The 20,774-nt window shown below is 39.8% G+C and carries 20 protein-coding genes; 3 read left to right on the top strand and 17 right to left on the bottom strand.

Going from position 1 to position 20,774, the window contains the following annotated elements; translation table 11 throughout:
* Window positions 1–199 precede the first annotated feature (199 nt).
* The 3 genes from BN1082_RS09400 to BN1082_RS09390 are packed head-to-tail and all read right to left on the bottom strand — an operon-like array spanning window position 200 to window position 2,555.
* Window positions 200–871, bottom strand: a complete 672-nt coding sequence (locus BN1082_RS09400; protein ID WP_090633672.1) for a response regulator transcription factor — start codon at window positions 869–871, stop codon at window positions 200–202.
* Complete coding sequence (locus BN1082_RS09395; RefSeq protein WP_090633671.1) at window positions 868–2,115, bottom strand: sensor histidine kinase; 1,248 nt, start codon at window positions 2,113–2,115, stop codon at window positions 868–870. The genes BN1082_RS09400 and BN1082_RS09395 overlap by 4 nt, the downstream gene beginning before the upstream one ends.
* Window positions 2,112–2,555 (bottom strand): DUF1453 family protein, encoded by a 444-nt coding sequence (locus tag BN1082_RS09390; protein WP_090633669.1) that lies wholly within the window; start codon window positions 2,553–2,555, stop codon window positions 2,112–2,114. Before BN1082_RS09390 ends, BN1082_RS09395 begins: the two co-directional genes overlap by 4 nt.
* Window positions 2,556–2,867: 312 nt before the next feature.
* Here BN1082_RS09390 and BN1082_RS09385 point away from each other — a divergent pair, with 312 nt between their 5' ends.
* Window positions 2,868–3,101 carry an excisionase family DNA-binding protein gene (locus BN1082_RS09385; RefSeq protein WP_090633667.1) on the top strand — a complete coding sequence of 78 codons (234 nt, stop codon included), beginning with the start codon at window positions 2,868–2,870 and terminating at the stop codon, window positions 3,099–3,101.
* A gap of 107 nt (window positions 3,102–3,208) precedes the next feature.
* Here the strand turns inward: BN1082_RS09385 and BN1082_RS09380 are convergent, their stop codons facing one another.
* Together BN1082_RS09380 and trhA are read right to left on the bottom strand one after the other, a co-directional pair.
* Entirely contained in the window at window positions 3,209–4,078 is an 870-nt protein-coding gene (locus BN1082_RS09380) for a YitT family protein (RefSeq protein ID WP_176699722.1), read from the bottom strand.
* Window positions 4,079–4,132: 54 nt separating this feature from the next.
* Complete coding sequence (trhA, locus tag BN1082_RS09375) at window positions 4,133–4,780, bottom strand: PAQR family membrane homeostasis protein TrhA (RefSeq protein ID WP_090633663.1); 648 nt, start codon at window positions 4,778–4,780, stop codon at window positions 4,133–4,135.
* 121 nt (window positions 4,781–4,901) lie between these two features.
* On the opposite strand from trhA, the gene BN1082_RS09370 reads away from it, so the two are divergent.
* Window positions 4,902–5,492 carry a DUF1836 domain-containing protein gene (locus BN1082_RS09370; RefSeq protein WP_090633660.1) on the top strand — a complete coding sequence of 197 codons (591 nt, stop codon included), beginning with the start codon at window positions 4,902–4,904 and terminating at the stop codon, window positions 5,490–5,492.
* 131 nt (window positions 5,493–5,623) lie between these two features.
* On the opposite strand, the gene BN1082_RS09365 is transcribed toward BN1082_RS09370, so the two are convergent.
* Window positions 5,624–6,370 carry an RDD family protein gene (locus BN1082_RS09365; RefSeq protein ID WP_176699721.1) on the bottom strand — a complete coding sequence of 249 codons (747 nt, stop codon included), beginning with the start codon at window positions 6,368–6,370 and terminating at the stop codon, window positions 5,624–5,626.
* A gap of 145 nt (window positions 6,371–6,515) precedes the next feature.
* On the opposite strand from BN1082_RS09365, the gene BN1082_RS09360 reads away from it, so the two are divergent.
* Complete coding sequence (locus BN1082_RS09360) at window positions 6,516–6,818, top strand: DUF3892 domain-containing protein (protein WP_090633656.1); 303 nt, start codon at window positions 6,516–6,518, stop codon at window positions 6,816–6,818.
* Window positions 6,819–6,916: 98 nt separating this feature from the next.
* Here BN1082_RS09360 and leuD read toward each other — a convergent pair whose 3' ends face one another.
* The 11 genes from leuD to BN1082_RS09305 all read right to left on the bottom strand — a co-directional run bounded on the left by leuD (window position 6,917) and on the right by BN1082_RS09305 (window position 20,467).
* Entirely contained in the window at window positions 6,917–7,501 is a 585-nt protein-coding gene (leuD, locus tag BN1082_RS09355; RefSeq protein WP_090633654.1) for a 3-isopropylmalate dehydratase small subunit, read from the bottom strand.
* Between the two features lie 3 nt (window positions 7,502–7,504).
* Window positions 7,505–8,926, bottom strand: a complete 1,422-nt coding sequence (gene leuC / locus BN1082_RS09350) for a 3-isopropylmalate dehydratase large subunit (RefSeq protein ID WP_425412139.1) — start codon at window positions 8,924–8,926, stop codon at window positions 7,505–7,507.
* Window positions 8,927–9,104: 178 nt separating this feature from the next.
* Window positions 9,105–10,211 carry a 3-isopropylmalate dehydrogenase gene (gene leuB / locus BN1082_RS09345; RefSeq protein WP_090633650.1) on the bottom strand — a complete coding sequence of 369 codons (1,107 nt, stop codon included), beginning with the start codon at window positions 10,209–10,211 and terminating at the stop codon, window positions 9,105–9,107.
* Window positions 10,212–10,236: 25 nt separating this feature from the next.
* Window positions 10,237–11,781, bottom strand: coding sequence for a 2-isopropylmalate synthase (locus BN1082_RS09340; protein ID WP_090633649.1), 1,545 nt, complete (start codon window positions 11,779–11,781; stop codon window positions 10,237–10,239).
* Window positions 11,768–12,799: a ketol-acid reductoisomerase gene (gene ilvC / locus BN1082_RS09335; RefSeq protein ID WP_090633647.1), complete on the bottom strand. Its 1,032-nt coding sequence runs from the start codon at window positions 12,797–12,799 to the stop codon at window positions 11,768–11,770. The genes BN1082_RS09340 and ilvC overlap by 14 nt, the downstream gene beginning before the upstream one ends.
* A gap of 48 nt (window positions 12,800–12,847) precedes the next feature.
* Window positions 12,848–13,363 (bottom strand): acetolactate synthase small subunit, encoded by a 516-nt coding sequence (gene ilvN, locus BN1082_RS09330; protein WP_090633645.1) that lies wholly within the window; start codon window positions 13,361–13,363, stop codon window positions 12,848–12,850.
* Window positions 13,360–15,084: a biosynthetic-type acetolactate synthase large subunit gene (gene ilvB / locus BN1082_RS09325; protein WP_090633643.1), complete on the bottom strand. Its 1,725-nt coding sequence runs from the start codon at window positions 15,082–15,084 to the stop codon at window positions 13,360–13,362. The genes ilvN and ilvB overlap by 4 nt, the downstream gene beginning before the upstream one ends.
* 552 nt (window positions 15,085–15,636) lie before the next feature.
* Complete coding sequence (gene ilvD, locus BN1082_RS09320; RefSeq protein ID WP_090633641.1) at window positions 15,637–17,304, bottom strand: dihydroxy-acid dehydratase; 1,668 nt, start codon at window positions 17,302–17,304, stop codon at window positions 15,637–15,639.
* Between the two features lie 12 nt (window positions 17,305–17,316).
* On the bottom strand, window positions 17,317–18,225 hold the full coding sequence (gene ilvE, locus BN1082_RS09315; protein WP_090633639.1) for a branched-chain-amino-acid transaminase: 909 nt from the start codon (window positions 18,223–18,225) through the stop codon (window positions 17,317–17,319).
* 469 nt (window positions 18,226–18,694) lie between these two features.
* The gene (locus BN1082_RS09310) at window positions 18,695–19,957 is read right to left on the bottom strand and encodes an ammonium transporter (protein WP_090633637.1); all 1,263 of its coding nucleotides are present in this window, start codon (window positions 19,955–19,957) and stop codon (window positions 18,695–18,697) included.
* Between the two features lie 183 nt (window positions 19,958–20,140).
* Window positions 20,141–20,467 carry a MerR family transcriptional regulator gene (locus BN1082_RS09305; protein WP_090633635.1) on the bottom strand — a complete coding sequence of 109 codons (327 nt, stop codon included), beginning with the start codon at window positions 20,465–20,467 and terminating at the stop codon, window positions 20,141–20,143.
* Window positions 20,468–20,774 lie beyond the last annotated feature (307 nt).

The following is a 20,774-nucleotide window of genomic DNA, read 5'->3' as shown; positions in this document are numbered from 1 at the left end:
GCCAAGTTTAACACAGCCTAGTAATTAAAAATTCATAGCATTATGGTGCAGATAACGGATTTTACAAAGAGAGTCTTCTAAAAAGACGATTTTCCCCCTTAGAGTAGGGCAAATCGTCTTTTCTTTTCGATAAAATGTATTAGCGTTGGTTTTACGTCAAAATGTTGGAGCTACCCCTTCATCTTTCTATTCTAGTTGACTACGAAACAATCCCATTCCGAATTGCATATACAACAGCTTGTGTTCGATCCTCGGCACCAATTTTCTGTAAGATACGATGAACATGCGTTTTAACTGTACTTTCACTAATATGCAGTATATTGGCAACTTCTTCGTTTCGCCATCCATAAGCCATTTGTTGGAGAACTTCAAGCTCTCTCTCAGTGAACATTTCAAGCATCTGTATTTTTGGTATTTTAATATTGAAAGCTGGATCCTTTGGTTTAAAAGCCTTTTCAATAACTTTAGCAGCTATAGCCGTACGAAAAATGGCTTCTCCACGATATGCAGCTCTAATGGCATCAATAAGTTCATCTGGTGTTGCGTCTTTGAGTAAATACCCAACTGCTCCTGAACGAATACCATCATATACATATTCTTCTAACTCGAAGGTTGTAAGTATGACCACTTTTATGTTTGGATATATAGACAAAATTTCACGTGTTGCATCAATTCCACTGCATTCTGGCATTTGAACATCCATAAGTACAACGTCGGGAACAGTTCGCTTGATCAGATTAACAGCCTCATGCCCATTTGCAGCCTCACCTACGATCTCCATATCCTCTTGAGCATTAATAATGTAACTTAATCCATGCCGTATTAACCGTTGATCATCCGCAATTGCTACTCGAATAAGATTTTTCTTCATAATGATTCACCTTTCGATTGCATGCTATGAAGTGGTATCCTTACAATTAAAGCTAATCCATGAGGTTTACGAGATTGCATTATACAAGAACCTCCCACTCTTTGACACCGTGCCTGTATTCCTGACAAACCAAATCCAGGTAAGAGTTGGGTATCTTCTGTAACTATACCATTATCCATTATAGTCATTATTAAATTCCCTGTTTCCTCAGAAATAGTAACTTCAACGTCTGATGCTTCAGCATGCCGAATTACATTAGTCAATGCCTCTTGAAGAATTCGATACAATAGTTCAAAAATGTCAGTTTTCCACTGGGGAGTTTGTTCAGTAATAGTAAGCTTGACTTTTAGTCCACTTTGCTCCTGAACTCGTTTTATAAGACTTTGTAAAGCAATCAAACCAATTCCTTCATCATCTATCACCATTTGATGTACAACAGAACGAATTTCCTTCAAACAATCACGAGCTGTATCCAATACCGTTTGTAAAGTATTATCCATTTTTGAAGATTCCGCTTTTACCATATAAGGTAACGCTTGTAATTGAACAATGATGGAGGTTAGTCCGTGTCCAATACTATCATGAATATCTCTTGCAATCCTAGTTCGCTCTTCTAATACTGCATATCGTAACGATTGAACTGTAGATTCTTCTAATTCTTTATGCGCTTGTTGAAGTTCAATATGTGTGGATTTTAATTTAACATGAATTTCTTCTAATTCTTTTAAGTGACGAGCACTCATTTCATTCGCTTCACGTTTTATTCGAGTACTCCAAAAAAGTACATACAACACTAAATAAACCATTGAATAGGTATATACTTCATTAAAAGTCTTATGTTCAATTATAAGAAAGATTACCATGTTCACAGCAATTACCGAAGCAGCTAAAATCAAGGATATTTTATGAGGTAGTCGAAAGGCAATAAATCCAATAAGAAAGGACATTAGGACAATTGATGTCTGACTCTCTCCAAATGCTATCCAGAAAAATGCTGTTAACGCCCAAATTCCTACTACAGCAAATATACGTTTTGTATTGTCCCATATATGATTAGGTAACCAAAAAACTGCTAAATATATAGTGAAGATAAGGATGACAGGTGTTGCCTTGGGGAAGGTATTGACGTTTATATTTTTTATTAACAAGCTTAATAATATGAAACTTAAAATAATAGTCCATGTTCGATTAGGTGCTCTTTGTATAATTTGTTTAAAAAAAGGTTTAATTTTTATTTTTTTCACTCACCCTTAAGTTGTTTGTATCTCAAATAGATAATATAACGACGTGCACATATACTACCAAGTGGTATAAAAATAAGAGCATTAGTTAATGCTATCACACCATACTCTTTCCCCCAATAACCTCCAATCAAACGCAAAAGTATAATCCCCATAAAAAGGATAATTCCAACGATAGAGCTTTGTGAGGTCACCATTCCTGTACCAGAGTTAACACGAATTTTTTCAAGTTTTCCTCGCCACACTCCTAAACCCAAACCAATCGTTAAACAAATGAAATACATAATAAAACTTAATAGTGTTAAATTAACTGAATGTAAGATATTTGAAACGGTTAACAAAATTAACAAAACGGGTGTAATCCACATTCTAGATGGTCTTATTTGTTTCTCTCTTAGCATTAGGAGACTAATGATGATAATGATAATTAGATAGTCAATCATGATTTTCCCTCACTTTAAATTTTATAATTTTCAATGAAAAGTTTAAATTAAAAATTAATAAAATAAATCCATTTTTAGGTTGATTTTGATTTAATTACAATCCATCTGTAGATGTATATAAACCTTCTTGAGAAATCGACTTTTGTATGTAAATCTAATATTTCTTATCAAATGGTACTTGCAATAAAGTTTATAAAATTAAGAAATACTCTCCTATTGGGGGTCACCGTATCAAAAAGAAGAAATAAGTAACTCCTGCTAAAATAAGCTATAATTAGCACTATAAAAATACTAGTAGGAGTGACGAAATAAATGTATTTAACAGTAGAGGAAACGGCTGATTATTTATCAGTGTCTGTCCCATATGTAGAGAGTCTAATTTTACAAGGAAAAATACGAGTTTTGCGTGACGGTGACGGTGAAGTTTTAATCTACAAGGATCAGTTCAAGACACATTTTGAACAGCTTGAGAAATATAGAAAGTTGGTGGAGGAATTGGCGAATGAGCCAGTTCCAGAAGATGTGGATATTAAAGATGAAGACTAATCCATTTGGGTGCCTGACACCCCTGTGGATAAAATGAAGAGGATGTCCTAGGACACCCTCTTTGTTGTAGAATTAAGTAATTCGTAAAAACCTTCGTATCACTGTACTTAGTTCTTCCTAAACCGTCCCATCACTTCTAACGTTTGCATAATGTTGACAAATGCTTGGGGGTCAATCGTTTTAATCGTATGTTTTGTTTCGTTTAGTTCGAATTTTGTAATGACAGTAGTTAGAACTTTTTTCGGCTTATGGGTATATGCCCCTTCTGCATCTGTTATGGTGATTCCTCTAGCATGTAAATGGATTAAGGCATCACTAAGTTCTTGATATTTATCTGTTACAATCGTTAACGTCAATTTAGTCTGTGTGGTGTAAACCATATCAACGGCTCGACCAGCCACATAAATAGCGATAATCGTATACAAGGTGATATTCCATCCAAAAATCAGCCCTGAAAAGCCGACAACTAAAAGATTCATACAAATATTCAAAAAGCCAACTTGTAGGTTCTTTTTTGAAGAAAGAATGAGACTTACAATATCAGTTCCACCAGTCGAGCCGCCCATTCGAATGATAAGACCGACTCCTATCCCGTAAAGTGCCCCGCCAATAATCGATGAGAGAAGAATATCATTACTAATGGCATGGATTGGAATAAATTTCATACTAAAAGATAAAACGATAACTGAGAATATCGTTAACGAAATAAATCTTTTTCCTAAATATTTTAAACCTAAAATGAATAAAGGAATATTCATGATTAAAACAATCCAACCGGTATTTACATTTAAAAAATGGTGGATGAAAAAAGCAATACCGGTAACACCGCCTGAAGTTAATTTATGTGGGATGAGAAAGTCATTAAAGGCAAAACCGAAAAGGATGGAACAAAGTCCAATACCAATAAATTGAAACAGTAAACGGAACAAGTTAGACACCTCAATTATTTTTAGCTTATACATGATAGTCTTAGTCAATTAATAAATGTTTAGTAAAATAAAAAACGCCTTTTCAACAGGCGTTTAATCTCCTCATATTACGTAAAGAAATACACTTAGGAAATGTGCCAAGCTGCCAAGCAAGATGAAAATATGAAAAATTTCATGAAAGCCCCAATGATTAAATTTTAAAAACTTGGGTTTCGCCCCATAAATGACCCCGCCAACGGTATAGAAAATCCCGCCAAGAATCAACAAAAACAATCCCCAAGAATTTAAACTGCTCATAAGCGGTGAGAAAACGAAAACAATCATCCAACCCATAGCAATATACAATGCCGTAGAAATCCAGCGCGGGCAGTTAAACCAGACCATTTTAAAAACAACTCCGGCAATGGCGACAGAAGCGATAATCGAAAATAGAATTGCTCCAGTTTTTCCGTGTAAACTTATGAAGCAAAAAGGCGTATACGTACCGGCAATTAGTACAAAAATCATCGAGTGGTCGAGCCGCCTTAAAAATGCAATCACCTTATCACGAGCAATCACCATGTGATAGGTTGCCGATGCAGAATATAAAAGGATCATACTCACTCCAAAAATAATCACCGCTGTAATGGTAAGTGCTGATGGAGTCGTCATCGAAGCTTTGATGACCATCGCAAGAAGACCGATAAATGATAAAAAAGCTCCCACCAAATGGGTTAATCCATTAATAGGCTCACGCATGTAATTATTCAATATTATGACCTCCTTACACTTTATGTAGTATTGATAACTACTTATAATGATACTAACAAAATGAAAGGTAGTCAATGCTTATTTCTTTTTGATATAATAAAAATAAAAACGGGGTTATTCGATGAAAACGATCAATCAAATTATGAAACAGATTAGTTTGGATACTAGTTTAACACTAGAAGAAATACCGAAAATCGATTTATATATGGACCAGGTCATTCAATTGTTTGAAAATAAACTTGCTGAAACAAAGCGAAATGAAGATGAAAAAATCTTAACGAAAACAATGATTAACAACTATGCGAAAGGAAAGCTCATTTTTCCTATAAAAAACAAAAAATATTCAAAAGAGCATCTTATTTTAATCAGCATGATTTATCAGTTAAAAGGAGCACTATCCATCAATGATATTAATGTAATGCTCAGTGGGATTAACAAAAGAATAATCAAGGAAGATATCGACTTAGACTCTTTTTACTCAAGTTATTTAAATCTCACTCTTAAAAATGTCGACGACTTCAAAGTTGACATTGATGAAAGGGTAAGAGAGGTAACTGAAGAGATTTCGGAGATAAAAGAAGAGCATTCTGAGTATCTTGAACAGGTTCTGATGATCTCCTCACTTGTTCATATGAGTAATTTATATAGAAGAGTTGCCGAAAGACTAATCGATCAAATTCCAATTGAAAATGAAGGAAAACGTCAAAAATAATTTTTGACATCTACAGAGACGCTGTTGCATTTTAAAATAGCAGGACAATCTTACAGCCTTTTCCCATAAAATAATATTAAGCGATTCGAATCTATCTGAGCGGTAGGATCAGATAGATTCAAATCGCTTTTTTAATGAATAATAAATCCTGCAATTAATAAGGAAACTGGGAAAAGACTTACGAACAGAATTCGCCCCAAACCAACCTCTCCATATAACACAACCGTCCCGATTTGTTTATCCCATGTCGTATTTCCATTCTTTTTTAAATTAAAATAGGAAAAACAGAAGCAAATGAAATTAATAATCGGAATACCGAATCCCATTCCCGCAGCACTTACAAAAATGCTTCGCTTGAGGGCGGTAAGAAAATGAATTCGTTCGCCGTCTACGGTTTTAAGGTGAGTATTCAACAATGACTTCCCTAAAGTATTTCCGAATATTGTTAATATCGCTGATTCCACTAAAATATAGAGGATCAGACTTAACATAAAGATAAAAATAGCTGAAGATTCCATAATAAATTGTGACTTAAAAATAGAAACTAATGTAATAAGGATTAATGAAAATAAAGACAAATCAAAGAGTCTTGCCAAATATCGAATAATTGGTCTTCCGGTTGGATAGATCTCCTTTTTCCTTTCCTCCCATTCGCTGGTAGAATTTCTTGGAACTTCTTCATTTGGCGTAGTGATTGAATCTGGAAAAAGGTCTAGAGTCTTAGCCGTTTGCCAACAATCCATATCTTTCATCCAAATATAAGTTTCACCTGTTAGGACTCTGTGTTCAAACAATTTATTTAATTCAAATAAACCTATAGGTCCTTGTTGTTGATGATCGCGAATATAAAACCAGATTGTACTTTCATTCGGTTCCACTTGATTGCCCCCCAATCAGGTAAATTATAACACTCAAAAATATGGCTGAAATCTATTTTCAAGGGGCTAATTTGAAAAGTTTTTGACAATTAAGCTTAATTTTAAAAAAAAGAAAAATACTAACAAATGGTTGGAGGTGAATGAGATGGAACAGAAGGATTTTGAAAAAATTTATGATCAATACAAGCAGCAAGTTGAAGTGGATGGCAGTACAGGAAACAGTGATGGAAAAGAGGAAATTGTGGCCGTTAAGAAAAACGATGACGGTGATATTATTGCTTTTAGGACCAGTTGCGGACGTGAATTGGATTATTTAACGGCATTAGATGAGGCAAAGGCCGGCAAACTCGCTCATGTGGATGTCTTTCATAAATATGGAAGAGATATCATTCGCAGCGAGCCAGACGGTATTAAAGAAAATAATCTGGATCAATTACCTGAGTTCTAGAAAGAGACAACTGAGTGGATGACACTCAGTTTTTTAATTTTTATCATTGGACATTAGCCGTCAAAGAAATGAGCCTGGAAAAATCCAGACTCATTTTTTTAACTGTGTTCAAGTTCATACACTTTAATTTTATCCTCGTAAGTTAAGGTAACTCCAATTTCATCCCAGCCATTGAGAAGCATCTGTTTAGGATAAGGTGCGATTTGAAATTCGACCTCGAAGCCTTCGTGATCATAAACGAGTTGTTCTTCAAGGTCCACTGTTAATTGATAGTCTTTAGACTCTGCTTTTTTCATAATGGTTTGGACTTGCTCATCAGAAATCTGAATAGGGAGAATGCCATTTTTTACACAATTATTTTTAAAAATATCAGCGAAACTAGGGGCAATCACGATTTTAAAGCCATAGTCTTGAACAGCCCAAGGAGCGTGTTCACGAGATGAACCGCAGCCAAAGTTTTCACCTGCCACTAAAATGGAGGCACCCTTATATTTTGGGTCATTTAATGGAAAATCCGGACGTGGATTGCCGTCGTCGTCAAAACGCCAATGGTAAAAAAGAAATTGGCCAAAACCAGTGCGCTCAATGCGTTTCAAAAATTGTTTCGGAATAATCTGGTCTGTGTCGATATTCGTTCTATTTAGTGGGCAGACAAACCCTTTATGAATACGTAATGGTTCCATCCTTTACCCAACCTCCTTGGCAGTGAATTGGCGGACATCAACAAAACGACCTGCTACTGCTGCGGCGGCTGCCATTTCTGGGCTGACAAGATGGGTACGAGCACCGTTACCTTGACGGCCCTCAAAGTTCCGGTTTGAGGTTGAAGCACAGCGTTCACCCGACGGAATAATGTCATCGTTCATTGCTAGGCACATACTGCAGCCTGCTTCGCGCCATTCGAATCCGGCCTCTTTAAAGACTTGATCGAGTCCTTCTTTTTCTGCGGCAAGTTTAACGCTAAATGAACCGGGAACGACAATTGCCTTTACCGAAGGGTCCACCTTCCGGCCACGAACAACCTCAGCTGCTTTCCGAAGATCGCTCAATCTCGAGTTCGTACAAGATCCAATAAAGACATGGTCAATTTTTACATTAGAAATGGGCTGGCCGGCTTCTAGGCCCATGTAAGCAAGTGCTCGTTTGATTTCATCCTTTTCACTTTCTTTCATGGCTTCATCTGGGGTAGGGACGGAGGCACTGATGGGAAGACACATTCCAGGGTTTGTTCCCCACGTAACCTGAGGCTCAATCTCCTCAGCGTTGATTTCAACAACTGAATCATAGCTGGAACCTTCATCAGTGGCAAGCGAGCGCCATTTTGTAACAGCTTCTTCAAAAGCAGCCCCTTTAGGGACATGTCGTCTACCTCGTAAATATTCAAAGGTCGTTTCATCCGGTGTAATCAATCCGGCTCTTGCCCCAGCCTCAATGGACATATTACATACGGTCATTCGTTCTTCCATTGAAAGTGAACGAATGGCTTCACCAGTATATTCGATGACATAGCCTGTTCCAAACTGAACGCCAAATTTCCCAATAATCGCGAGGATTAAGTCCTTAGCGGTTACACCTGTTCCAAGCTTTCCGCTTACTTTTATATTCATTGTTTTTGGAGGTGCCTGCCAAAGTGTTTGCGTTGCGAGGACATGCTCCACTTCACTTGTACCAATTCCAAAAGCGAGAGCACCGAATGCCCCGTGAGTAGAGGTATGACTATCCCCACAGACGATTGTTTTTCCAGGCTGTGTTAAGCCAAGTTCAGGACCGATTACGTGAACAATTCCGTTATCAGGGTGATGAATATCAGCAAGCGGAACCCCAAATTCATCACAATTTTTTTTCAATGTATCGATTTGCGTTTTTGAAATTAGATCTTTGATAATATGACGTTCAACAGTAGGAACATTATGGTCCATTGTTGCAAAGGTTAGTTCAGGGCGGCGAACCTTGCGCCCATTCATACGTAACCCCTCAAAAGCCTGAGGGGAGGTCACTTCATGAACGAGGTGCAAATCGATATAAAGTAAATCCGGCTTGCCTTCTTCCTGATAGACAACATGCTGTTCCCAAATTTTTTGAACGATGTTTTTTGGTGTTTGCACCATTTTCCCTCCTCCGAATATAGAATGGATTCGAAATTATTAAACTCGCGAGTAAATAGCCAAAAGTCGCGACTAAATTTGAAGAACTCGCGAGTAAACTTCAAAAACCCGCGAGTAAACCTCAAATCCCGGCGAGTAAACTCCAAAGACCCGCGAGTAAACTTAAAAACAACCCAATCTATTAAGCATAACAACTCATAATACACTTAGAAGCATTTTGCGTTTTAATATAGTCGACAATCAGCTTTGTCATTTCAAATGTGCCGACACGGCGCCCACCAGCAACCTGCAGATCAGCGGTATGGAACCCTGAATCAAGTACGGCTTCGACAGCATCTTCGATTACTTTCGCCTCCTGATCTAATTGGAACGAATACCTTAGCATTAGGGCTGCTGATAAAATCATGGCAACCGGATTTGCTACTCCTTTACCGGCAATGTCGGGAGCGGAACCATGAACAGGTTCATAAAGGCCAACGCCGTCTTCACGTAAACTTGCAGATGGGAGCATTCCAAGTGATCCGGTTAACACAGACGCTTCGTCGCTTAAGATGTCGCCAAACATATTTTCCGTAACGATGACATCAAACTGAGACGGGTTCGTAATCAGCTTCATTGCAGCGGCATCAACTAATACATGCTCCACAACCACATCAGGATATTGCGCTTTTTTCTCTTCAACAATTTCTCTCCAAAGCTTACTGGATTCAAGGACATTTGCTTTATCAACAGATGTGAGGTGACCTCTTCGCTGCCGGGCTGCCTGAAAAGCTTTGTCTACAATTCTTTCAATCTCTTTCCGAGAGTAATAGAGAGTATCTACTACTATCTGGCCGTTTTCACGGCGTTCACTCGGAGTACCAAAATAGAGACCGCCGGTTAGCTCACGGACAATCAGCAGGTCGCTTCCGGAAACCACTTCTTCCTTAAGAGGAGAAGAGTGGAGTAGGTTCTTAAAGCCTTTTATTGGCCTTAAGTTTGCATATAAATCTAGAGCTTTGCGAATGCCGAGCAAGCCTCGCTCAGGGCGTAAATGGGAAGGGTTCTGATCCCATTTTGGTCCACCGACAGCGCCAAGCAGAACAGCATCCGCCTGTTTACATGCCTCTAAAGTAGTATCCGGCAGAGGAGTTCCATAAAGGTCAATGGCTGCCCCACCGATTTCATGGGTTTCGAAGCTAAAAGTGAGATTGTATTCTTCGGCAATGGCACTTAAAACATCTTTTGCGGAATTGATCACTTCCTTACCAATCCCATCACCAGGAAGTAAGACAATATGTTTTTTCATAAAATTGCCCCCTTAAATTTATTTATTATCTTAAAGCTGTTTCCTTTAGTTCCGCCTTCTGTGTAAAAAACATCCGATTTACAGCGTTTAAAAACGCTTTTGCTGAAGCTTCGAGCACATCTTGTGCCGAGCCTCTTCCACTGACAGGGGTGCCGTTCACGGTCATTTTGACGTGGACTTCTGCGAGGGCATCACGTCCTTGACCGACAGAGCTAAGTCTAAAATCAGTGAGATGAATTTCTTCTTTTACTAATGCGTCTAATGTATTAACAAGAGCTTCGACACTGCCGCTTCCTGTGCAGGCCGTTTCAACCTTAATCCCTTCTGGAGTCGTTAGAGCGACGGTTGCGGTAGGAAGATTTGCTGAACCATAATGGACCTGGAATGCAACAAGTTCATATTTCTTCACATCGGCAATGTTCGTTTGAATATCTGTTAAGATGGTAAACAAATCTTCATCGGTGACTTCTTTTTTCCGGTCGGTTAACTGTTTAAAAGAGGTGAAGGCTTCGTTAAGTTTTTCTGAAGATAATTGGAAGCCCATTTGCTCAATTTTATCTTTAAATGCATGGCGGCCGGAGTGTTTGCCCAGTACTAAATCATTCGAACTAACCCCCACGAGCTCTGGAGTGATAATTTCATATGTTGAAGCATGCTTTAAAACGCCATCTTGATGAATGCCTGATTCGTGTGCAAAAGCGTTTTTTCCAACAACGGCCTTATTAGCTGGAACGACCATTCCGGTAAAGCGGCTTACCAAATCACTCGTCCGTTTAATTTCTTTTAAAACAAGATTCGTGGTATATGGATATTGATCTTTTCGGATACTCATGGCCACAGCAATTTCTTCAAGCGATGCGTTGCCAGCGCGTTCGCCAATGCCGTTAATCGTTCCTTCCACTTGGGTAGCCCCGTTTTCGATCGCTGCAAGGGAATTGGCAACCGCCATCCCGAGGTCGTCATGGCAATGGGCTGAGAGCGTCACCTTATGAATATTCGGGACATGTTCTCTGACGTAACGGAAAATACGGCCATATTCTTCAGGTGTGGCATAGCCGACGGTATCAGGGATATTGATAACAGTTGCACCTGCATCAATTACTTTTTCGATAATCCTACAAAGAAAATCGAGATCTGTCCGGGAACCATCCTCTGCTGACCATTCCACATGAGGGAACTTTCTCCTAGCATATGAAACCATGTCAATGGCAAGTTGTGTGACTTCTTCTGGTGTTTTCATCAGTTTATACTTCATATGGATGGGGGAGGTGGCAAGAAAAATATGCAATCTTGGTTCTTGTGCATCTTTTAAGGCATCCCACGCAATGTCAATGTCCGATTTTGTCGCTCTTGCAAGGCCTGTAACGGAAGCGTTTTTGATCGTCCGGGCAATGGCTCTGACTCCTTCAAAATCACCTTGAGAGGAAGCCGGAAACCCGGCCTCCATAATGTCAACGCCAAACCTTTCAAGCTGTCTAGCGATTTCTAATTTTTCAAGCTGGTTTAAATTCACACCTGGGGACTGTTCTCCATCGCGTAATGTCGTATCAAAGATGTTAACGTGAACCATTTACCACCACTTCCTTCTTTTCATTTACAGGCTTTTTAATAAATGGCATTAAAGCACGAAGCTCACGGCCAACTTGTTCAATTAAATGGTTATTTTCATTGCGATTGATGGCGTTAAATTGCGGGCGATTTGCTTGGTTTTCTAGGATCCAGCCTTTGGCGAAGACTCCTGTTTGGATATCTTTTAAAATGTCTTTCATCCGGGCTTTTGTATCTTCGTTGACAACGCGCGGACCGGAAACGAAATCGCCCCATTGCGCGGTATCAGAGATGGAATAACGCATGTTTGACAAGCCGCCTTCATAAAGCAGGTCAACGATTAATTTCAATTCATGTAAACATTCAAAATAGGCAACCTCTGGCTGATAACCTGCTTCTACAAGCGTTTCGAATCCGGCTTTGATTAAGCTTGTCGCCCCGCCACAAAGGACCGCTTGTTCTCCGAAAAGATCGGTTTCTGTTTCCTCTTGGAAAGTAGTTTCCAATACTCCCGCACGAGCAGAGCCAATCCCTTTGGCATAGGCAAGGGCAAGCTCACGTGCCTGGCCGGAGTAGTCTTGATAAACAGCATAAAGGGCTGGAACTCCGGCACCTTCAGTATAGGTTCGACGAACTAAATGACCTGGTCCTTTAGGAGCAACGAGGAAGACGTCAACATCTGCAGGAGGGACAATTTGGCTGAAATGAATATTAAAGCCATGGGCAAAAACAAGGGCATTTCCAGGTTGAAGATGTGGCTTAATGCTCTCTTCATAAACCTTTGGCTGATGTTCATCCGGAAGGAGAACCATAATAATATCTGCAGCAGCAGTTGCTTCCGCGACAGAACAGACATCGACACCATCTTCAACTGCTTTATCCCATGATTTACCTCCTCTTAAGCCGACAACCACGTCAAAACCGCTTTCCTTTAAGTTAAGAGCGTGAGCATGGCCTTGAGAGCCATAGCCGATGATAGCAATTTTTTTAGAGTGTAAAACTTCCTCGTTAATATTGTTGTGATGAAGTACTTTTACCATGATTTTATCTTCCTTTCTGAATTTGATTTTGATTTATTTGAATTTGTGTTATAAAACATATGTGTTTAATTCGGTTACCTGTGGCTGATAGCCACGTAAAAAGGCGGTTACCCCTGTTCTCGATATTTCTTTAATGCCGTATGGGCGAAGCAGCTCAATTAGGGCATCGATTTTTTCCGGCTTACCTGTAATTTGAACAGATAGGCTATCCTTGCTTACATCGATGATGGAGGCACGGAATGGATCGATTATTCCATTTATTTCACTACGGAGCTGACTGCAGCTGGCCACCTTAATCAGGGCAAGTTCTCTGACAACAATCGCTTTATCAGTAATATCCGAAACTTTTAAAACATCAATCTGTTTATTTAGCTGCTTAGTTACTTGCTCAAGCCGCTGTTCGTCTTCCACCTCAACGACAAGAGTCATTTTTGAGATGCCTTCAATTTCAGTTTGACCGACGGAAATACTTTCAATATTGAATTGACGTCTTTGTAATAAACCGGTTACCCGATTTAGGACACCGCTTCTGTTTTGAACGGTTGCTGTGATGATTCGCTTCATGGTTTCACCCCAATCATTTCATGAATTCCCTTTCCCGGAGCAATCATCGGGAAGACTTTTTCCTGCTGAAGAACGCGGCAGTCTACTAGAACTGGGCCGTCATAAGCAAATACTTCAGACAGAATTGGAATGAGTTCTTCCTGGTTATCAACCTTATACCCGCGGATGGAATAGCTTTCAGCAAGCTTTACAAAATCTGGCTGTGTATGGAGGATGGATTCTGAAATCCGATTCCCGTGCAATAGCTCCTGCCATTGACGCACCATGCCAAGTGCTCCATTGTTAACAATAATGATTTTTACTGGGAGCTTCCGTTCATAGACAACTGATAATTCCTGAAGCGTCATTTGGAAACCGCCATCCCCAACAATAGCGACCACTGTACGATCCGGTGAGGCGATTTGGGCACCGATTGCGGCTGGGAAGCCAAACCCCATTGTTCCAAGTCCTCCTGAAGTGATCCAGCGATGCGGCTCGTTAAAGGTATAGTATTGTGCGGCCCACATTTGATGCTGGCCGACATCTGTCGCTACGATTGCTTCTCCATTGGTCACCTTGTGAACCGCTTCAATGAGCCATTGTGGACTCATTCCATTCTGGCTATGTTCATACCAGAGCGGGTAATCTTCTTTGTATCTTTTTAGTGTTTCTAACCATTCTTCGCGTTCAGGCGAATCTATTGGTTGATTGTATAATTCGATTAATGCTTCTTTTGCATCGGAAACGATTGGAATTTGTGTCGGGACATTTTTTCCAATCTCAGCTGGATCGATGTCAATATGTGCGACCTTAGCTTGTGGTGCAAAGTGAATTAGGTTTCCTGTTAACCTGTCATCGAACCGGGCACCAAAATTAATAAGTAAATCACATTCGTACAATGCCATATTTGCAGCGTAAGTACCGTGCATGCCTCCCATCCCTAAAGAGAGGGGGTTATCTGCAGGGAAGGTACCTAACCCTAAAAGGGTAGTGACAACAGGAAGTTTGTGTTTTTCGGCAAAGGCTGTTAATTCAGAAGCTGCTTTTGCATGCAGGACTCCTGCACCCCCAAGTACAACAGGTTTTTTTGCTTTTCCAATCGATTCTGCTAATTTTTTTATTTGCAACGGATTTGGCTTTGTTGTTGGCTGATAGCCTGGTAAGTGAATATTGACTTCTTTAGGTTCGAAGTATAGTTCCCCAGCTGATATATCTTTTGGAATATCGACGACAACAGGTCCCGGACGGCCGGTAGAAGCAATATGAAAAGCTTCCTTCACAATTCTTGGCAGATCTGAAATTGATTGCACTTGGTAGTTGTGCTTTGTAATCGGGCTCGTAATTGCCATAATATCCGCTTCCTGAAAAGCATCGGTTCCAATGACACTGCGTGCAACCTGCCCAGTAAAAATGACCAGTGGTAAGGAATCCATCATTGCATCTGTAATCCCTGTAACCAGGTTCGTTGCCCCGGGACCTGAGGTTGCAATCACGACTCCAGGTTTTCCGGTTATTCGTGCAAAGCCCTCAGCAGCATGAATCATGCCTTGCTCGTGCCGGAAAAGGAGGTGCTGCACTGAATTTTGTGCTCGATAAATCGCATCGTAAATTGGCAGGACAGCACCACCAGGGTACCCAAATATTGTGTCGACACCTTCTTTGATCAATAGGTCGATAAGAAGATCTGCACCTGTTTTTGGTGCGTTACTGGTTTGAAATTCCAGTTTTACTTTTACATTCACGTCGTAATCCCTCCTTATGAATATTTGAATATTTGAAAAACTCAGCCTAGGGCTGTGTGTTGATAAAACGAAAGAGTTTTGGTTATTTGTAAATAATCAGCTCGTGAAACTTGGGGGTGTAAAAAAAATCCAAAATTTGTAGATAAGTTTGTTAAATTTGTAGGTATCCCAATCTAACCCCAAAACTCCTTAATCCAAATATAAAAAGACCCTTTTCTCCCCAAATAAACTGCAGTTGATAAGTTACATAGCAGATTAATCGGGGAGAAAAGGGTCTTCATTTTCTCGGTACCACCCGGTTTTTACAGTATCCTCACGAATACTGCCTTAGGAAGCGAATACTAAAGGAAAGATGCGCTTCTTTTGGTAACAGGTGCTTAAGTAGAAACACCTGATTGAGCCTACTTAGAAATGACTGTTCGGCACAACACTCAGGGACGATGTCAGAATAAGTTGTATTACTGGGCTTCCAGCAACCCCAGCTCTCTGTAAATACGAATTCTTATTCTTTTATTCCCGTCATTGATTTATCAATATTTTTTTAAAATAATCCTATATTTTCATGATTCCGCCAGTGTTGGCAGAGGTAACGAGCTTTGCATATTTTGCGAGATAACCAGTTTTGATCTTAGGTTCTGGCTTCATCCATAAGCGCCGTCTTTCTGCAAGAACCTCGTCATCAACAAGAAGTTCAAGCGAGCGCGCTTGTAAATCAATCAAAATTTTGTCGCCATTTTCGACGAAGGCGATGGGGCCGCCTTCTGCAGCTTCAGGTGAAATATGTCCAATTGAGATTCCACGGCTGGCACCTGAGAAGCGACCGTCCGTGATCAAGGCAACTTCTTTTTCTAAACCGCGGCCGGCAATCGCAGATGTTGGAGCAAGCATTTCCGGCATTCCCGGGCCGCCTTTTGGACCTTCATAGCGAATAACAACAACGTGGCCGCTTTTAACATGACCATTATTAATGTTTTCTTGTGCCTCCTCTTGGGAATCAAAAACAATGGCTTCACCAAGGAAGGTTTTTATAGAAGGGTCAACAGCCCCTACTTTAATGACACCCCCGTCTGGAGCGAGGTTTCCGTAAAGGATGGATAGTCCGCCAACAGGGCTATATGGATTTTCCCTAGGACGAATAACCCTTTCATCAAGGATTGTTGCATCCTTCACATTTTCAGCTATAGTTTTCCCGGTAATGGTAAGGCAGTTATGATGAAGTGCACCTTCCACCTGACAAAGCTCATTTAAAATGGCGCTTACTCCGCCTGCGCGGTGGACATCTTGCATCGAATAATCGGATGCCGGCATGATTTTTGCCAAATAAGGAACTTTTTCAGCAATTTTATTAATATCGCGTAAATCGTATTCAATACCGGACTCATGAGCGATGGCTAATGTATGAAGAACCGTGTTAGTAGAACCACCCATGGCCATATCTAAAGCAAAAGCATTATCGAATGCTTCTCTTGTCATGATGTCACGCGGTCGAATATCGTTTTTCACTAATTCAAGCAAATGTTTAGCTGCTTGACGAATGAGCTCGTGTCTTTCTTCAGAAGTGGCAACAATCGTTCCGTTACCAGGAACCGTCATCCCTAAAACTTCCATAAGGCAGTTCATTGAGTTGGCAGTAAACATTCCTGAGCATGAACCGCAGGTAGGACAGGCATTCGTTTCAAGATCAAGCAGATCCTGCTGAGTCATCGATCCTTTATGATACGCTCCAACTCCTTCAAAAACAGAAGTAAGGGAGAGGTTTTTACCCGTTGAAGATACACCTGCTTCCATCGGCCCGCCTGAAACAAATACAGATGGAACATTGGTCCTGGCTGCTGCCATTAACATTCCCGGTGTAATTTTGTCACAGTTCGGGATGTAAAAAACGCCGTCAAACCAGTGAGCATTGATAACTGTTTCGGCACTGTCGGCAATGATTTCACGACTTGGCAGGGAATAGCGCATCCCAATATGTCCCATCGCAATACCATCATCAACACCGATCGTATTAAACTCAAACGGGATACCGCCGGCTTCGCGGATAGCTTCTTTGACAATTTCACCGAAGGAGTTTAGGTGTCTATGCCCGGGAATAATGTCGATATAGGAGTTACAGACACCAATGAATGGTTTATCTAAGTCACTGGTTTTGACCCCGGTTGCGTATAAAAGACTTCGGTGGGGGGCACGATCAATCCCCTTTTTAATCATATCGCTGCGCATGAAAGGCGCCTCCTAACTGACATTTACGTGATTTGTTTCTGACGGGTAAACAGCCACTCCGTCTGTTGTAACAATCCTTCTAAATTCCTCTAACAGTTGGTTTGTTACGTTTCCAGGTTTACCATCCTTAATGATCCGCCCATCTACTTCAACAACGGCTATGACTTCAACGGCAGTTCCGGTAAGGAAGACCTCATCTGCAACGTAGACATCATGTCGGGTAAATGGAGTTTCTCTCACTTCAAAACCTTGTGCCCTTGCTACATCAAGAATCGCATTCCGGGTAATCCCTTCTAAAGCGCCAAGATAAACGGGAGGAGTATATACAATACCGTTTTTAACGATAAAGATATTGTCTGCGGAACCCTCTGTAACATAGCCTTGGTCATTGAGCATCAAGGCTTCTTGGACCCCAGCTTGGTTTGCTTCAAGTTTTACAAGGATATTATTTAAATAATTTAGCGATTTGACCTGAGGGCTAAGAACATCCGGCCGATTTCTCCGGCTTGCAACGGAGGCGATCTTGATTCCGTGCTCGTAGAACTCTTTTGGAAACATCGCTAATTCTTCAGCGATTATAATGACATTTGGATTTAAGCAGGAGGAAGGGTCCAGTCCGAGATTGCCTTTACCACGGGAAACAACGACACGAATATAGGCGCTTTCAAGTTGATTTTTTCTAATTGTCTCAACGATCAATTGAGTCATTTCTTCCTTTGTGTATGGAATCTGGAGCATAATGGATTGTGCTGATTCATATAGCCTTTTCAGGTGAGCATCGAGCCTAAAGACATTACCGGTGTAGACACGAATGCCTTCAAAGACTCCATCCCCATATAAAAAGCCATGATCATATACTGAAATGACAGCATCCTCTTTCTTGACGAACTGGCCGCCAAGGAAAATCCATTGACTACCCAACTTAACCACTCCTCTTTAATGATGAACCGCTTTAAACGGTTAAAAATCTTTTATAAAATAATTGCCTTACCCCATCCCTTAAGGAATGAAAAAAGGCAATGTGAACATCTTAGATAATTGATATTGTCGATATCATACAACTAATCCAAACAATGGTCAATAGAGAAATCTGATAATTCAAAACAATCAAAATAATTGATAGCGTTTTCATTATTGGTTTAATAGGGTTTGTTCAGAAAAAAATATTTTTCAAAAAATTTAAAAGGGAACTTGAAGCAGGTAAGAATGGGAGGAATAGGAGGGGGGATTATTGTTGGAATACTCTCATGAGAAGTAAACCAATTCTAATTTTGCCCATATTAGGACATTGAAAAATAGATTCCCAAAATCGCTATTTTTCTCAGGAAATATTTTTTTAAAAAAACTATGGTGGAGCAATCCCAAGTAAGGGATTGACCACCATCAATTTTTACTGGGCCTTAAGCTTTGTTTCTAACTTTACCAATTCTGGGTATCCGTAACTTCCGTGTTCACTTAGGTCAAGACCAGTAATTTCTTCATTTTCAGTTACGCGAAGCCCATTCATCAATACCTTCAGGATTAAAAGAAGAAAAAATGAAACAAGAAATGCGTAGGCGGCACACGTAACAACACCCATTGCCTGAACACTTAACTGATGCAAGCCGCCCCCGTAAAATAAACCCGGTTTGCCGATTGTAGCCAGTTCCTTTGTTGCAAAAAGTCCATTGGATAATGTCCCCCAAACTCCAGCCGTTCCGTGAACGGATAGGGCGGCAATGGGATCATCAATTTTCAATTTTTCAAAGAAACGAATACTATAGAATACAAGAATTCCAGCGATAAAACCGATGACAACAGCTGCCCAAGTATCCACAAAACCACAGGAAGCGGTAATTGCAACGAGGCCAGCTAACGCTCCGTTTAACATCATTGATACATCAGCTTTGCCCATCATGATCCAAGAAATCATCAGCGCTGCAACGGTACCGGCTGCGGCGCCCAGGTTTGTATTAACGGCGACATATCCAAAGAATGCTTTGTTAATGCCTAACGTGCTTCCTGCATTAAAACCAAACCAACCCACCCATAGTAGTAAGACACTTAATGCGGTAAATACTTGATTATGTCCTGCCAAATTATTAGCGGATCCATCCTTGTTATATTTTCCAATCCGAGGTTTTAATAGAATAGTAGCTGCGAGTGCTGCCATCGCTCCAGTTAAATGAACTACTGTTGAACCGGCAAAATCCTGTTTTCCGTGCTCAGCAAGCCAGCCGCCACCCCAAATCCAATGAGCAATAGGTGGATACACAAGTATCGAGAAGAGTACAGAAAACACTAGATAGACTGTTAATTTTGCCCTTTCAGCAAATCCACCAAACGCAATCGTTAACGATATACCGGCAAATGCCAATTGGAATAAAAAGAAAACAGCACCCGAGAGTGATAATCCTTTTACATCATAACCGGAATAAAAGAAGTTGGAAAAACCAATAAGCGCACTTCCTTTGCCAAAGGATAAACCATATCCAACAGCCCAAAAAATGATCGATCCAATGCTAAAGGTTAGAATCGTCTTAGCAGCAATATGACCGGCATTTTTCATCCTAGTCGAACCGGTTTCAAGGAGGATAAAACCCCCAATCATAAGAATTACTAGCACTGCACTAACCATTACCCAAAGACTGTTCATTAAGAATAAAGTATTCATCAGTTTACCTCCTTGAAATTATTTAACATTATGAATAGCTGTATTTTCACATGTTTGTAAAAACATTTCTATAAACATGTCAAGAAATCTAACATTGATTTTAAAATTTAGAGAAAAACCGGAGGAAATGAAAAAGGAAAAAGCCCTGCTTCAAATACAGGACTTTTTTAATGGATATGGAAATTACACTTTTCTCATCCCGAAATGGGCATTGAGCTGTCCTTGGATCATTTTCGTTTTAACTTCTGCATCGGATTGTTTCTTTTGTTCTCGCAGCATTTCTTTTCTAATTTCATGTGTTTGAATTCCGTCTTCAATTTTATTTGCGATTTCCATCAATAGCTCGACATCTGAAAATGAATATTTCCGGCTTCCTCCTAGGGATCTTTCTGGAAAAATCAGTTTTCTCTCTTCGTAGTAGCGTATTTGTCTATCGGAAAGACCAGTAAGTTCTCTAACGATTCCAATTGTAATCACTTTTTTATCTTTATAAGATAAATCGTTTTTCATTTTCTCCCTTCACCACACCCTGTTATCCCTAGATTTTATATCATTTTTTTGAACTAATATTTCATTTTATTTATAGATTAAAGTATCCAAGAATTTAAATTTTGTCATTTTATTTGTTAGGAAAGTTCACACGATTTTTTTACTTTGTTCAGTCAATTCGAAACTCTTATATTAATAATACTTGAAAATATTGGAATTAAAAAAATAGAATAATAGAAGTGAAAATAACATAAAAAATAATAATTATATATTTATTTACCATATTAATTTAGTAATAGATTTAAAATATTGAATAATATGGCAAATA

Source organism: Neobacillus massiliamazoniensis (genome assembly GCF_001048695.1).
Classification (GTDB): Bacteria; Bacillota; Bacilli; order Bacillales; family Cytobacillaceae; genus Neobacillus; species Neobacillus massiliamazoniensis.
This window is presented reverse-complemented; position numbering and strand designations above follow the sequence as displayed.

Coding starts and splice junctions, on each gene's coding strand:
- leuD (WP_090633654.1), bottom strand. CDS start 7,501: ATGGAACCATTACGTATTCATAAAGGGTTTGTCTGCCCACTAAATAGA.
- leuB (WP_090633650.1), bottom strand. CDS start 10,211: ATGAAAAAACATATTGTCTTACTTCCTGGTGATGGGATTGGTAAGGAA.
- BN1082_RS09385 (WP_090633667.1), top strand. CDS start 2,868: ATGTATTTAACAGTAGAGGAAACGGCTGATTATTTATCAGTGTCTGTC.
- ilvC (WP_090633647.1), bottom strand. CDS start 12,799: ATGGTAAAAGTACTTCATCACAACAATATTAACGAGGAAGTTTTACAC.
- BN1082_RS09340 (WP_090633649.1), bottom strand. CDS start 11,781: ATGGTTCACGTTAACATCTTTGATACGACATTACGCGATGGAGAACAG.
- BN1082_RS09360 (WP_090633656.1), top strand. CDS start 6,516: ATGGAACAGAAGGATTTTGAAAAAATTTATGATCAATACAAGCAGCAA.
- BN1082_RS09305 (WP_090633635.1), bottom strand. CDS start 20,467: ATGAAAAACGATTTATCTTATAAAGATAAAAAAGTGATTACAATTGGA.
- leuC (WP_425412139.1), bottom strand. CDS start 8,926: ATGGTGCAAACACCAAAAAACATCGTTCAAAAAATTTGGGAACAGCAT.
- BN1082_RS09370 (WP_090633660.1), top strand. CDS start 4,902: ATGAAAACGATCAATCAAATTATGAAACAGATTAGTTTGGATACTAGT.
- ilvN (WP_090633645.1), bottom strand. CDS start 13,363: ATGAAGCGAATCATCACAGCAACCGTTCAAAACAGAAGCGGTGTCCTA.
- BN1082_RS09310 (WP_090633637.1), bottom strand. CDS start 19,957: ATGAATACTTTATTCTTAATGAACAGTCTTTGGGTAATGGTTAGTGCA.
- BN1082_RS09390 (WP_090633669.1), bottom strand. CDS start 2,555: ATGATTGACTATCTAATTATCATTATCATCATTAGTCTCCTAATGCTA.
- BN1082_RS09400 (WP_090633672.1), bottom strand. CDS start 871: ATGAAGAAAAATCTTATTCGAGTAGCAATTGCGGATGATCAACGGTTA.
- ilvD (WP_090633641.1), bottom strand. CDS start 17,304: ATGCGCAGCGATATGATTAAAAAGGGGATTGATCGTGCCCCCCACCGA.